16 protein-coding genes and 1 tRNA gene are annotated in these 13,928 nt (G+C 40.6%); 11 read left to right on the top strand and 6 right to left on the bottom strand.

The genetic code is table 11. From position 1 onward, the window contains the following. Positions 1-179: 179 nt before the first annotated feature. The 7 genes from P3L44_RS04340 to hemW all read left to right on the top strand — a co-directional run bounded on the left by P3L44_RS04340 (position 180) and on the right by hemW (position 5,183). Positions 180-743 (top strand): YqgE/AlgH family protein, encoded by a 564-nt coding sequence (locus tag P3L44_RS04340; RefSeq protein WP_094962048.1) that lies wholly within the window; start codon positions 180-182, stop codon positions 741-743. Then, positions 743-1,162: a Holliday junction resolvase RuvX gene (gene ruvX / locus P3L44_RS04335; protein ID WP_004264697.1), complete on the top strand. Its 420-nt coding sequence runs from the start codon at positions 743-745 to the stop codon at positions 1,160-1,162. Before P3L44_RS04340 ends, ruvX begins: the two co-directional genes overlap by 1 nt. A 147-nt stretch (positions 1,163-1,309) precedes the next feature. Next, positions 1,310-2,002: a YggS family pyridoxal phosphate-dependent enzyme gene (locus tag P3L44_RS04330; RefSeq protein WP_140172734.1), complete on the top strand. Its 693-nt coding sequence runs from the start codon at positions 1,310-1,312 to the stop codon at positions 2,000-2,002. A gap of 13 nt (positions 2,003-2,015) precedes the next feature. Then, positions 2,016-2,837: a pyrroline-5-carboxylate reductase gene (gene proC, locus P3L44_RS04325; protein ID WP_004264693.1), complete on the top strand. Its 822-nt coding sequence runs from the start codon at positions 2,016-2,018 to the stop codon at positions 2,835-2,837. 19 nt (positions 2,838-2,856) lie between these two features. Next, entirely contained in the window at positions 2,857-3,441 is a 585-nt protein-coding gene (locus P3L44_RS04320) for a YggT family protein (RefSeq protein ID WP_094962050.1), read from the top strand. A gap of 16 nt (positions 3,442-3,457) precedes the next feature. Beyond that, the gene (locus tag P3L44_RS04315; RefSeq protein ID WP_140172735.1) at positions 3,458-4,051 is read left to right on the top strand and encodes an XTP/dITP diphosphatase; all 594 of its coding nucleotides are present in this window, start codon (positions 3,458-3,460) and stop codon (positions 4,049-4,051) included. Continuing rightward, positions 4,044-5,183 (top strand): radical SAM family heme chaperone HemW, encoded by a 1,140-nt coding sequence (gene hemW, locus P3L44_RS04310; protein ID WP_140172736.1) that lies wholly within the window; start codon positions 4,044-4,046, stop codon positions 5,181-5,183. The genes P3L44_RS04315 and hemW overlap by 8 nt, the downstream gene beginning before the upstream one ends. Before the next feature lie 160 nt (positions 5,184-5,343). On the opposite strand, the gene P3L44_RS04305 is transcribed toward hemW, so the two are convergent. The 5 genes from P3L44_RS04305 to trmB all read right to left on the bottom strand — a co-directional run bounded on the left by P3L44_RS04305 (position 5,344) and on the right by trmB (position 9,349). Next, complete coding sequence (locus P3L44_RS04305; protein ID WP_125893698.1) at positions 5,344-6,294, bottom strand: siderophore ABC transporter substrate-binding protein; 951 nt, start codon at positions 6,292-6,294, stop codon at positions 5,344-5,346. Positions 6,295-6,505: 211 nt separating this feature from the next. Then, complete coding sequence (locus tag P3L44_RS04300; RefSeq protein WP_272662797.1) at positions 6,506-7,237, bottom strand: DUF2884 domain-containing protein; 732 nt, start codon at positions 7,235-7,237, stop codon at positions 6,506-6,508. A 23-nt stretch (positions 7,238-7,260) separates the two neighbouring features. After that, entirely contained in the window at positions 7,261-8,178 is a 918-nt protein-coding gene (gene glsB / locus P3L44_RS04295) for a glutaminase B (RefSeq protein WP_004264677.1), read from the bottom strand. Between the two features lie 119 nt (positions 8,179-8,297). After that, entirely contained in the window at positions 8,298-8,630 is a 333-nt protein-coding gene (locus tag P3L44_RS04290; RefSeq protein ID WP_004264672.1) for a YggL family protein, read from the bottom strand. Continuing rightward, the gene (gene trmB / locus P3L44_RS04285) at positions 8,630-9,349 is read right to left on the bottom strand and encodes a tRNA (guanosine(46)-N7)-methyltransferase TrmB (protein WP_004264669.1); all 720 of its coding nucleotides are present in this window, start codon (positions 9,347-9,349) and stop codon (positions 8,630-8,632) included. Before trmB ends, P3L44_RS04290 begins: the two co-directional genes overlap by 1 nt. Positions 9,350-9,638: 289 nt before the next feature. Between trmB and mutY the strand changes: the two genes are divergently transcribed. From mutY to P3L44_RS04265, 4 genes are all read left to right on the top strand, one after another. Beyond that, positions 9,639-10,691, top strand: coding sequence for an A/G-specific adenine glycosylase (gene mutY / locus P3L44_RS04280; RefSeq protein WP_272662796.1), 1,053 nt, complete (start codon positions 9,639-9,641; stop codon positions 10,689-10,691). A 10-nt stretch (positions 10,692-10,701) separates the two neighbouring features. Next, positions 10,702-10,971 (top strand): oxidative damage protection protein, encoded by a 270-nt coding sequence (locus P3L44_RS04275; RefSeq protein ID WP_042848738.1) that lies wholly within the window; start codon positions 10,702-10,704, stop codon positions 10,969-10,971. A 54-nt stretch (positions 10,972-11,025) separates the two neighbouring features. Continuing rightward, positions 11,026-12,099: a membrane-bound lytic murein transglycosylase MltC gene (gene mltC, locus P3L44_RS04270; protein ID WP_140172739.1), complete on the top strand. Its 1,074-nt coding sequence runs from the start codon at positions 11,026-11,028 to the stop codon at positions 12,097-12,099. Positions 12,100-12,282: 183 nt separating this feature from the next. Beyond that, positions 12,283-12,358: transfer RNA gene (locus P3L44_RS04265), tRNA-Phe, on the top strand. Between the two features lie 263 nt (positions 12,359-12,621). Here P3L44_RS04265 and hypT read toward each other — a convergent pair. Then, on the bottom strand, positions 12,622-13,533 hold the full coding sequence (gene hypT / locus P3L44_RS04260) for a hypochlorite stress DNA-binding transcriptional regulator HypT (protein WP_140172740.1): 912 nt from the start codon (positions 13,531-13,533) through the stop codon (positions 12,622-12,624). Between the last annotated feature and the right edge of the window lie 395 nt (positions 13,534-13,928).

Here is a 13,928-nt window from a genome sequence, read left to right as displayed (position 1 = left end):
GGTTTATTCTTACTGATGATTTTTATTTTTTCCACACAATATATTGTTTTTACAAGAGATATTTTCTCAAGCGATATATTATTTTCAAACGGTAAAAGTCATCAGTTTTATTTACCACCTTATAGTTTTGCCTTTTATTGTGTTCTATCAATTGTTTTTAAATTTGCTGGAGTCTAAGTTTGAATCTGCAAAACCATTTTCTTATCGCCATGCCATCCTTAACAGACCCTTATTTTGAACAGTCGGTCGTTTATGTGTGTGAGCACAATGAAAAAGGGGCGATGGGGATCGTGATTAACAAACCTATTGATGACTTTTCTGTCGATACGATGCTCAAAAAACTCGAAATTACGATTTCAGATAAAATTGATAACCGTAATTTAAAAAAGCCCGTCATTGCGGGAGGCCCTGTTGCAGAAGAACATGGGTTTATCTTACACACACCAATTAAAGGCTTTTTATCTAGCCTGCATTTAAATGATGACGTCATGGTGACGACGTCAAAAGATATCTTAGAGACTTTAGGAAGTGAGCACTCGCCTACCAACTCATTAGTGGCGCTAGGTTATGCAAGCTGGGAGCCAGGTCAACTTGAGCGTGAAATTATGGAAAATAGCTGGCTAACCGTTGAAGCTTCTCCTCAGCTTATTTTTGACACACCCATTCATGAACGCTGGAGTGCCGCGGCTAAATTAATTGGTGTTGATATTCATACAATTTCAATGCAAGCGGGGCATGCTTAATGTCTGGAAGAACTTTGTTAGCCTTTGATTTTGGAACCAAAAGCATCGGTGTTGCAGTTGGACAAGAAATTACAGGTACTGCACGGCCATTAACCTCATTGAAAGCCAGTGACGGCCGCCCTGATTGGCAACAAATCGAAAAGTTACTTAAAGAATGGCAACCACAGTTGGTTATTGTCGGCCTTCCCCTTAATATGGATGGTACGGAGCAACTGGTTACAAGCCAAGCCCGTAATTTTGCAAATCGAATTCATGGCCGTTTTGGTGTTAAAGTCGAACTACATGATGAACGTCTTTCCACGGTTGAAGCAAAAGCAGGCCTTTTTGAACAAGGTGGTTATCGAGCACTAAGCAAAGGCAAAGTTGATTCAGCCTCTGCCGTGGTGATCCTTGAAAGCTGGTTTGAACAACAGATGTAATTATTGCGTATTTTGCGTGGTTATTTTTAGCTTAACCTCATGCCATGGTGCCGTTCTGATGTAATTTGCTTTACACTATGGTCTACAGTCGCTATTCATGTCTGACATGAATAAAATAGTATTGAATAAACCATATTGAATAACATAATGACCATTCAAAATAATATCACTGATGTCACCGCGCGTATTGAGCATGCTGCCGCAGAGTGCCAGCGCTCACCACAGGACATTACGCTACTCGCGGTAAGTAAAACAAAACCTTGTGAAGCTATTTCAGAAGCCATTGAGGCAGGTCAGCGCCAATTTGGTGAGAATTATGTTCAAGAAGGTGTTGAGAAAATTCAATATTTTTCACATAGAAATGACCTTATTTGGCATTTTATTGGCCCATTACAGTCAAATAAAAGCCGCCTTGTCGCTGAACATTTTGACTGGTTTCATACCTTAGACAGAGCGAAAATTGCTCAGCGCTTAAATGACCAACGTCCAAGTGGAAAAGCCCCTCTCAATGTGCTAATTCAAATTAATATCAGCGATGAAAACAGTAAATCGGGTATAACACTAGCAGAAGTCGCAGAACTTGCTGCACAGGTCGCTACTATGCCAAACCTAGTGTTACGCGGCCTGATGACGATCCCGGCACCTGAAACGGATTATGAACGCCAATGTGCTGCGTTTCATCAAATGAATGAGGCATTTGAGCAATTAAAAAACACTTATCCCACGGTTGACACCCTTTCAATGGGGATGACTGATGATATGCGTGCAGCAATCCATTGCGGTTCAACACTTGTTCGCATAGGAACCGCTATTTTTGGCGCGCGCCAATATCACCAATAAATAGGAGAACAGAATGCAACATCGTAAAATTGCCTTCATCGGCGCCGGAAATATGGCTCACGCCATCATTGCTGGGCTGGTTAACCATGGTTACCCTGCATCGATGATCACGGTGTGTTCTCCTACACCTGTGCGTCGAGATAAACTGGCTGAACAATATGGCATTATCAGCAGTCATGATAACTTAGCCGCTGTTAAAGCTGCAGATGTGATTGTCCTTGCAGTTAAGCCGCAAATGATGAAAGAAGTATGTGAACCACTACAAAATGCGGCTGATTTTGAGCAAAAATTAGTCCTAACCATTGCGGCTGGGATCCCAGCAGAACGTTATAACGACTATTTCGCTCATTCGCTGAATTTAGTGCGCATCATGCCAAACACGCCATCATTGGTAGGAAAAGGCGTTAGTGGGCTATTTGCTCAAGGGAAAGTTTCAGAGCAAGACAAACAATTTGCACAAGAACTGATGCAAAGTGTCGGCTCGACGATTTGGTGCCAACAAGAACAAGAAATCAATAACATTATTGCTATTACTGGTAGCTCTCCTGCCTATTTTTTTCTATTTATGGAATCAATGCAGCAAAAAGCAGAGCAACTCGGTTATGATAAACAACAAGCTAGAGAGCTCGTTCTTCATGCGATTGAGGGGGCTGTAGAACTTGCTAAGTCACAAAATGACACGGCTTTTTCGACTCTACGTGAACAAGTCACCTCTAAAGGCGGTACCACCGCGATGGCTTTAGAGCAATTTTATAATGGAAATCTTCCGCAGATTGTTGCCGATGCAATGCAAAGCGCAATAAATAGAGCGGAAGAAATGGAAAAACTTTTTTAAATTAATCGCGGAACTCACCATGCAGACCTTAGTATTCGTCGTTACTACCCTGATTCAACTGTATATTTTTGTATTACTACTGCGCGTATGGATGCAGTGGGTGCGTGCAGATTTTTACAATCCCTTTTCGAAATTTGTTGTCAAAGCAACACAGCCTATCGTCGCACCATTGCGCCGAGTCATTCCTTCTTTTGGCGCGATAGATACCGCTTCAGTGGTTGTGGCATTTATTTTAGCCATTGCAGCTATTATTTTTGGTATGTGGGCGACTAACTTGCTCCCTATTTTAGGCATAAGTATTTTGCCTATGGGGCTGATTTTATTATTAACCTATACTGGTAAATTGATTTTTTGGATGATTTTAATCCGTGCAATTTTAAGCTGGGTCAGCCAAGGCCGTAACCCTGTAGACTATTTATTATACCAATTAACAGAACCTTTAATGGCGCCAATTCGCCGTATCATCCCTGCTATGGGCGGGTTAGATTTCTCCGCAATGATTGTCATGTTTATTTTAATTGCACTGAATTATCTGCGTGTTGATATCTCACTGATGATTGACCCATCATTAACTGCAATGATGTATTCCATTGGTATTATGTAAAAACGAGTTTTAAATAATGCAAAAAGTTGTTTTAGCCACTGGTAACCCCGGAAAAGTGAATGAGTTAGCTGACCTACTACGTGATTTTGGGATGGATATCGTCGCACAAACCTCATTAGGTGTTGAATCTGCTGAAGAAACGGGCTTAACCTTTATTGAAAATGCGATCCTAAAAGCGCGCCATGCAGCAGCGCAAACCGGGTTACCCGCAATTGCTGATGATTCAGGAATTTCCGTTGATGCACTTGGTGGCGCGCCGGGGATTTACTCCGCACGTTATGCGGGGGAAGATGCGACCGATGAGCAAAACCTGATAAAATTACTTGAAGCAATGAAAAATGTGCCTGACGACCAACGTCAGGCTCAATTCAACTGCGTTCTGGTCTATTTACGCCATGCAGAAGACCCAACGCCGTTGGTTTTTCATGGTCGCTGGCACGGTGTCATAACTCATGAACGCAAAGGCCAAGGTGGCTTCGGTTATGACCCAATATTTTATGTTCCTGAATTAGGTTGCACCTCAGCAGAGTTAACTAAAGCAGAAAAACAAGCCGTTTCACATCGTGGAAGAGCACTCACAATGATGTTGGATGTGCTAAAGAATGCTTAAATTACCTCCGCTGAGCCTGTATATCCATATCCCTTGGTGTGTGCAAAAGTGCCCTTATTGTGACTTCAACTCACACACACTTAAAGGGGAAATCCCTCAGCAAGAATATGTGGCGCACTTATTGGCCGATTTAGACATTGATGCAAAATTAGTTGCTGGGCGTTCGGTAAAAACCATTTTTATTGGGGGTGGAACGCCCAGTTTATTAAGTGCAGAGTCAATGCAAGCATTAATGGATGGCGTACGTCAGAGAGTTGATTTAGACCCTCACGCAGAAGTCACCATGGAAGCAAACCCCGGCACTATTGAGGCTGGCCGTTTTGCAGGTTACCAAGCGGCAGGAATCAACCGTATTTCTATTGGTGTACAAAGTTTCGGTAATGACAAATTAATCACTTTAGGGCGTATTCATGGCGCTGATGAAGCGAAACGCGCCGCTCAGTTGGCCACTAATCTTAATTTAAGAAGCTTTAACCTCGATTTAATGCATGGGTTACCTGCGCAAACTCAAGTTGAAGGTTTATCTGACCTGCGCCAAGCCATTGAACTTGCACCTCCGCACCTGTCTTGGTACCAATTAACCATTGAACCCAACACTCAATTTGGCTCACGTCCTCCGGTATTACCCGATGACGATACTCTGTGGGATATTTACACCGAAGGCCATAAATTATTGAGCGCGGCAGGTTATCAGCAATATGAAACATCCGCCTATGCTAAACCTGGTTACCAATGCCAACACAATCTCAATTACTGGCGCTTTGGTGACTATTTAGGTATCGGTTGTGGTGCTCATGGAAAAATTTCTTTTGAAGATGGTCAAATTTTACGAACCGTAAAAACAAAACACCCTCGAGGTTATATGGAGGGACGTTATATGCACCAATCCTATGATGTTGATGCCTCCGATAGGCCATTTGAATATTTCATGAACCGCTTTCGCCTGCTTGAAGCTATGCCTCGCGCTGAATTTACCCAATATACAGGGTTACCAGAATCAACAGTTAGAGCGGCCATTGATGAAGCCTTAGCTAAAGGCTATATCACAGAAACCGTGAATAAATGGCAGATCACAGAGCATGGAAAATTGTTTCTCAATTCCCTATTAGAGTTATTTTTAGGTGAAGAGTAGCGGTTATTCGATTTATTTATAAATCATTTCACTTATAAATTAGATGAAAGCCCACTTTATTTGACGTGGGCTTTTGTTTAGAGATAAAAATGAAATAGACAAGAATAACAATTGAGGTAATACATATTGCCACCATCAATAAGACAGTGGCAGATATCTGTTATAAAGCATTCACCACCGCATTAACTTGTTCAGTTAAGCTAACTAAACCACCACCTGACAAATACCATAAGTCAGATTGCAGGTAAGTAATTTTGCCGTCTTTATAAGCTTTGGTTTCTTGAATATTGCTGTCTTCAAATACCGTTTTATCCAGTTTACCTGCACCAATCGCTTCGCTACGGTCAACAATCAGGATCACGTCTGGATTCGCTTGAGCAATAGTTTTGGTATCCACTACACGGCGTTTTGCTTTATCTGCACTTTCATCAACCGGTAGGTCAGCGCGTTGCGCTTTCACAACGCTGTAAACAACGGCTTGGCTATTTGGAATTAATTTGCCGTCATTATGCATCAATACTAAAACTTTTTTATTGGAATCAGCCGCTTTCTTCTGGGCGTCTGCGATGACTTTATCTAATTGGACTAACTGCTCATCAACCGCTTTTTGGTTACCATAAAGTTCGCCAATCACACCAATATTGGCTTTCACAGAATCAATATAGTGTTTGCTATCAGAACCTAAATTAATAGTGGGTGCAATTTTTGATAACTCATCATAAGACTTACCTTGACGACCCGTGATCACAATCAGGTCAGGTTTTAATTGCGCGATTTTGGCTAAATCAGGTTGTTTCATTCCACCTGCATTTTCCATTGATGCAGGAATGCTGCCTTTTATATAAGCGGGAGCATTGCCTGTTGGGAGTGCAACAACTTTGTCGCCTAAGCCGAGTTTTTGCATTGAGTCATAAACACCAAAATCAAACAGAACCACTTTTTGTGGTTTTTTCACGACTTCAGTTTCACCTGATAAGTGTTTGATCGTTACTTTCTCCGCACCTTGCGCTATCACCGCATTTGGCGTGAAAGTGGTAGATTCAGCGCTTAGAGCGATAGGCGCAGAGAATGACAACACAGAAACAAGCAGAGCAGGTATGAATTTTTTCATTTAAATGATCCCAATTTAGTCATTAAGCCAAACCCGCATTGTAAAGTGAGTGGCTTAGATGTCAATCAAATAAGAATCAATTTCATTTTCATTCCCATTAATGGAATTAATATCACACAAATTGATGATGACGATAATATCGCTAAATAAAAAACAGTAATGTACAAAAAATACATTACTGTTCATAAGGTTATTTATGATTTTAGCGCTATCAGCTACTTTTGATTGAATTAAGTAACGAAGCGCGCTGTTGTTCTATTGAAGTCACTTTAGAACAAACTTGTTGGCCAAATTGCTGGAAACTTTTCTCTTGTTTTTTCCATTCAGATTCGAGCTCTTGCTGTAACCCACCTAAGTTCCCTAACATACCTTGTAGCGCTTTACTGGCGTCACCACCTGATAACAATTGCTTGCGCCCCATTTCGTTGATGCTGTCTTGTAAAATACCACCTAGGCTTTCATTAACCAGCTCGCGCCCTTTCGTTTCAACAGTTTTCATGGCTTCATGGTGAAACACATAACCATTAGGACGAGTCTCAATAATTTGATTGATTTGCCCATTAAGCTCTTTTTCTAGTTTTGTTAACCGGTTACGGATATTGCTATCGCTACCAACCACTTTAACAACAACTTTGTCTATCGTTTCCCTTGAAGTTGATAATTTTTTTTCTGATTCTTGTTTTATCCAAGGTAAATCCTGACGGATAGAGGCTTGGTAACGAATAGCTTGCTGCTTTTGGGCCTCTGTTGCAGCAACATTTTTACCGTTAAGCGTGATATCACCATTTGGCGTAATTTTTAAATCGCCACTTGCACCAATAACTTGCACACTTTCAGGTGTCATAACGATGTCATCCTTTGGTGTCACAGAACAGTTATAATCTGCAGCTTGGCTCGTCGCACAAGCAAGGAGTGAAAATGCAATTAATGTATGGCGTAACATAAAATCTCCTAGTAGAGCATTAATTAAAAAACAGAACGCCCAATTCGTTTCGATAATAACTCTAAAGCCGCACAGCCGACTAAAGAGTTCCCCGCCGAGTCTAGCTCAGGTGACCAAACCGCTACGGTAAATTGGTTTGGAACCACACAAACAATACCGCCACCAACACCAGACTTGCCGGGCATTCCTATCCGAAATGCAAACTCACCAGAACCGTCATACATACCACAAGTCATCATTAATGCGTTGATTTGCCTTGATTGTAGTGGCGTGATGATGGGGTCAATGGAGCAAGATGACATCCCTTGCGATGTTAAATAGGAAAAACACCTCGCTAATTCAACACAGTTCATACTTAGAGAGCAATAATGAAAATAAGTTTCGAGAACCGTTAAAACATCATTTTCAAAATTTCCAAAAGATTTCATAAGATAAGCAATGGCTGCATTACGACTGGCGTGTTCCAATTCTGAACGAGCGACAACCGTGTCATAACTGATATCCGGTTCACAGGACAACTTTCGGACAAACTCTAGCATGCGCTGTTTAGGTGCGCTTAGGCGTGATTGCAACATATCAGCAATAACAATGGCTCCCGCATTGATAAACGGGTTTCGAGGTATCCCCTTTTCCATTTCAATTTGAATTAACGAATTAAAGGGTAGCCCTGAGGGTTCTTTACCTACGCGGCTCCAAATTTCCTCTTCCTCATAACGTGTCATTGCAAGCGTGAGGCTTAATACTTTTGAAATAGATTGAATTGAAAAACGTTGATATGCGTCCCCTGCGGTGAAAATATCACCGTCAATCGTGGATACCGCAATGCCTAAATGGTGGGAAGGTACGCAACCTAAAGCAGGAATATAATTTGCAACACAACCTTGCCCAATCAGTGGGCGAACTTGGTCTAGGATATCGTTGAGTAGCTGGTTAGAAAGCATGGCGCTCAAGACGTTGACTCCAGATAGTATTTGCAACAGAAAATAAAGGCACCCAATTTTTGGATGCCTCTTCAAGCGACTGAAAGCTCAGTTTATTTATTGAGATTGACTCAATAAAATTATTCTTCCCACCAAACATCAAACAGCTCAGAAACGACGACGTCATTCATGCCTTTTGATTTTAGCCAATTTTCAACAATTTGACGGTGCTCTTCGGTACATTTGCCAATTTTTTGTAAGCAAACGATCCCTTCCCAGTTCATATAGCCACTTGCTTCAAACGCCAAACCATTCGGTTCAATCGCTTCTGCAATCAGTTGGTCAACGGTGCTGTCAACTTCCTCAATCGGCGTACCTTCTTTAAAGCTCCACTTAACAGTAAAGCCTAACTCTTGGAACTCATCCAAGCGTAATTTTTTACGTAAACGACGACTACGTGGTTGTTTAGCCATTATTTGATCCTCTCAAACATTAAATCCCATACACCGTGCCCTAACCGCTGGCCGCGCTTTTCAAATTTTGTTTCTGGTCTTGTTTCTGGACGAGGAACGTAATCACCTGATGGTGATAAGTTTTTATACCCTTCGACACTCGTCATCACTTCAAGCATGTGCTCTGCATAAGGCTGCCAATCTGTTGCCATATGGAAAACACCGCCGATAGCTAGTTTGCTACGAATTTTTTCTGCAAACGGAACTTGCACAATACGGCGCTTATTATGTTTCGCTTTATGCCATGGGTCAGGGAAAAATAACTGAACCATCGCAAGGCTGCCGTTTGGGATCATGCAGTCTAAAACTTCTATTGCATCATGGCACATCACCCGTAAATTGGTGACGTTTTCTTCTTTTGCTGATGCTAAACATGCGCCAACACCGGGAGCATGAACTTCAATACCTAAAAAGTTTTTATCTGCATTTTGAGATGCCATGGTCACCAATGAGGCGCCCATCCCAAACCCAATTTCCAAGGTAACTGGATTTGAGTTATTAAATACTTTGGCAAAATCAAAAGGTTCATTGATAAAATCGATGCCTTTTTCTGCCCATTCTTTTTCTAATGCGTCTTCCTGACGTTTTGTCAGACGCCCTTGACGGCGGACAAAACTACGGACTCGGCGCATAACCCGCCCATCTTCATTATATTCGGGGGAGATAACATTATTGATCATAATAAAGGTTCTAAAATGAGTGCCCAATTAAGTTAATGTGCCAACAATCAAGTTTATAAGGTGATTGGTTACTAAACCTATCAATTTACAGCCCTAAATGCCCAAGTTGTAGTGATTAACTTTACCCTTGAGGCATGATGGATATCGGAGTTTAGCAAAACTTCCACAAGGATGCAGTTGATAATTCGCTAACTTTACACTAAACAACACAATAGCGGTTTACAGCCCCCTTCGTCTATGTTGCAATTCCTATCATGACTGGAAATATCAATAAAAAATAAAATTATTAATGGAAGCTCAACAATTTTCATCTGCAGTACTCAACTGGTATCACAAATACGGTCGTAAAACGTTGCCATGGCAACAGGAAAAATCGTCCTACCATGTGTGGTTATCTGAAGTTATGCTGCAACAAACCCAAGTGAGTACGGTAATCCCCTATTTTGAGAAATTTATTTCTCGCTTTGAGAACGTCACCGCCCTTGCCAACGCACCTCTTGATGAAGTTTTACACTTATGGACAGGGCTCGGCTATTACGCTCGGGCTCGAAATCTCCATAAAGCCGCTCAAGTGATCGCAACTCAATATGGTGGCTCATTTCCCACTACATTTGATGAAGTTTTCGCGCTGCCCGGTGTTGGCCGGTCCACTGCTGGGGCAATTTTATCATTATCGCAAAAACAGCATTACCCTATCCTCGATGGTAATGTTAAACGCGTATTAGCTCGAGCTTATGCGGTTGATGGCTGGCCGGGTAAAAAAGAAGTCGAAAACCGTTTGTGGGAAATCAGCACTGATGTCACCCCACAAGTGGGAGTTGAATTTTTTAACCAAGCGATGATGGATTTAGGCGCAATGATCTGCACTCGCAGTAAACCAAAATGCGAACTATGCCCGCTTAATTTTGGCTGTATGGCCTATGCTAATCATTCATGGCAAAACTACCCAGGTAAAAAACCAAAACAGAAAATCCCTGAAAAGAGTGCTTGGTTTCTAATTATTCAGCACGACGATGATGTTTGGTTAGAACAACGCCCACCATCCGGTATTTGGGGGGGGTTATTTGCCTTTCCACAGTTTGATTCTTTAGAGCAACTCAATGATTGGCTGAACGAATCTGGCTTTGAGTATACTCAATTAGAGCAATTAATTTCTTTCCGTCACACATTTAGCCATTTTCATTTAGATATTATCCCTGTAAAAGTTAAGATTCAGGCATTTAATTCTGCCATGGATGAAGGCAAAGGACTCTGGTATAACTTACACTTAGGCGCAACTATCGGCCTTGCTGCCCCAGTTGAAAGTTTACTAAAACAGCTCGCCTTACTACCTGATATTTGAGGAAAAATTAATGAGTAGAACCATTTTTTGTACATTTTTACAACGTGATGCAGATGGGCAAGATTTTCAGCTTTACCCAGGTGAGTTAGGAAAACGTATTTTTAACGAGATTTCAAAAGAGGCGTGGAGCCAGTGGATGGCAAAGCAAACCATGCTCATTAATGAAAAGAAACTTAATACGATGAACCCTGATGACCGTAAAATGTTAGAACAAGAAATGATTAAGTTCTTGTTTGAAGGCCACGATATCCATATTGATGGCTATACACCTGAAAAATAATCTGTTTGTCTACCTACTTAGTAGGTAGACTTTTGCCCCAAGACTGTGAATCGTATGAAAAAACTATTTGCGCTGAGTTTGTTGATCCCTCTAATTATTTCTTGTTCTAGCAAGCAAAAATCTGACTTTAACCCTGATTATGTCAAAGATACCAATGGGTTCGATATACTAATGAGTCAATTTGCCCACAATATTGAAAATATTTGGGGCATTAAAGAAGTATTAATTGCGGGTCCAAAAGACTACGTAAAATATACCGATGAATACCGAACTCGTAGCCATATTAATTTTGATGCAGGGACCATTACGGTTGAGACTATTTCAGCGGTAGAGCCTTCACAGCACTTAAAGAAAGCCATTGTCACCACCTTATTAATGGGGGACGACCCCAATTCCATTGACCTCTATTCTGATATCAATGATATTCCTCATAGCAAAGAACCCTTTTTATTTGGCCAAGTGCTCGATAACACAGGAGAAGCGATTCGTTGGGAATGGAGAGCCACAAAGTTTGCTGATTATCTGATTGAAAATAAAATGCAGCGCAGACAGTCTGGTATGAATATTGTTTGGTCCGTGACTATGCAATTAGTACCAAACCATTTAGATAAACGGGCTCATAAATACTTACCTTATATTAAGAAATCTGCGGCCAAATATGGTGTTGATGAGTCATTAATCCTCGCGATCATGCAAATTGAGTCGAGTTTCAACCCTTATGCAGTTAGCCGCTCTGATGCGCTTGGTTTAATGCAAATTATGCCAAATACCGCCGGCAAAGATGTTTTCCGCTCACAAGGGAAATCTGGTGTTCCTAGCCGTAGCTATTTGTTTGACCCAGAAAAAAATATTGATACGGGTACGGCTTACTTAGCTATATTGCAAAACAGCTACTTAGGCGATATTCGTAATCAAACCTCACGCCGTTATGCTGTTATTACCGCATATAATGGCGGCGCAGGCAGCGTTCTGCGGGTGTTCCACAGCGATAAAAAGCAAGCCGCGCAGCGTATTAATAATTTAGAACCGGGTGAAGTGTATGAAACCTTGTCCACTAAGCACCCTGCAACTGAGTCACGTAATTACCTGATTAAAGTGAACAAAGCACAGAAAAATTATCTACGTTAAAATTTTCCAATAGTGAATGCCAGCCAAAATCTGATTTAAGGCTGGCATTAGTCATTAACCTTAATAATTTTATGTGTTTTCGATTAAAAACTAGCTAACATGTTGAAAAAAAGCGCATGCAGTCAAAAGTTTATTGAAAGCGCCTTGACTCAACCAATGAAATCAGGTTTAATACGCTCCGTTGCCCGGATAGCTCAGTCGGTAGAGCAGGGGATTGAAAATCCCCGTGTCCTTGGTTCGATTCCGAGTCCGGGCACCACTTATTCAAAGAACCCGCCCAAAAGGCGGGTTTTTGCTTTGTATCTCTCTGAGGTCAACACTCGCCCAATTTCAACTCAACTAAATTCAACTCGCCCTCATATCAGCCCCATTTAGGTGGACATAGCATGTGATCTCCCAAGGAAATGACAATTTCATTGATTTATCCACCTCTGATTTGTTCGCTTCCCTTAAAAAATAAGACAACTATAATTAAATTCTGCCTAACAAATTGTAGAGGTGATAATGAAAAAGCCCCTTCTACTACGACAAATTCCGTAAATCCTCAGGGATATTCTTTTTCAAAATGCGCCAAAAGTCCTCTGCGGTTTTATTTAGTCGTGTATCCATGCGGTAAATATACGCTTGGATAGGTATTGTTAATTCAGGGGTCTCCAAACAAACTAGCTTTTTCTCTTTTAATTCATTCACTACGGAATAAATGGGTAACCATGCTATTCCATGGCCATCCAAAGCCATATTTTTTAGTAACTCACTCATTGATGACATGAAAAGTGTTTTCGAATTGATCGCACCAAATTCACTTAACCGACGATTAACTAACCTCCCCATATATGAAGCACTGGTGTAATTCAGCAATGGCACTTGAGGTTGGTAGATATCAAATAGCGGCTTACCATGCTCATCCGCTGCACAAATTGGGTATAATTCAGATTCAAATACATTCAATGAGGAAAATGGGGATTGCATTAAATCTTCATCATAAAATGAGATAATAAAATCACTTTTCCCTTCTCTCAATGTGTTCACAACTTGCACCACATCAATGGCTTCAACATGGTAAACAAACTCCTCACCGTAACCAGACAGCCCATGAACCAATTTAGGCAGTAATGTCAGTGACAACGAATGAGCGGCGGCAATTTTAATATTCGGTAGGCTCAATACATTGTGACCGGATAGTTCATTTAAGTTACATTCCAGTTGTTGTAATAAACTACGCGCTTGAGAATGAAAAATTTTGCCCTCTTCAGACAACTGTAAAGGGGAAGTCGTTCTATCAAATAATTCAACGCCAATGGCTTCCTCTAAAGCTTTAATACGACGGCTAAATGCGGGCTGAGAAATACTCCGCTGTTCTGCTGCATGAGAAAAATGTCGACATGATTCTAGAGTTAAAAAATCATATAGCCATTTTGTTTCTATATTTTTCATCTTATTAAGCCTTAAATTGACTTGCTGTTAAAATATAAAAAACTAAAAGTATTTTTATTGATATTTTGAGTTAATGACTAGTTAAATAACAAAGCTAAATTTGTAATAGCGTTATTTGTATTATGCATAGCCCTACCATTTAAAACATTAACAAAAATCAAAAATAATTTTCATTTAATTTATTTAATTCATAAAACCTAGTCTATTCAGGCCTTCAGAGCAATTTATAAAAATATTTTTATTTTGAATGAAAGTTCTTAATGCGTATCTTGCATCAAACCATACTTACTTGCATTTCTCATCCAAGACAAACATTGATAAATATTAACCAAAAGTTAAGCAGCAATAAGTAAGTTAATAATCACTTGAATATTAACCAATATGTTAAATAAATG

This window comes from Providencia sp. PROV175 (assembly GCF_032707045.1).
In the GTDB taxonomy this organism is placed as follows: domain Bacteria; phylum Pseudomonadota; class Gammaproteobacteria; order Enterobacterales; family Enterobacteriaceae; genus Providencia; species Providencia hangzhouensis.
This window is presented reverse-complemented; position numbering and strand designations above follow the sequence as displayed.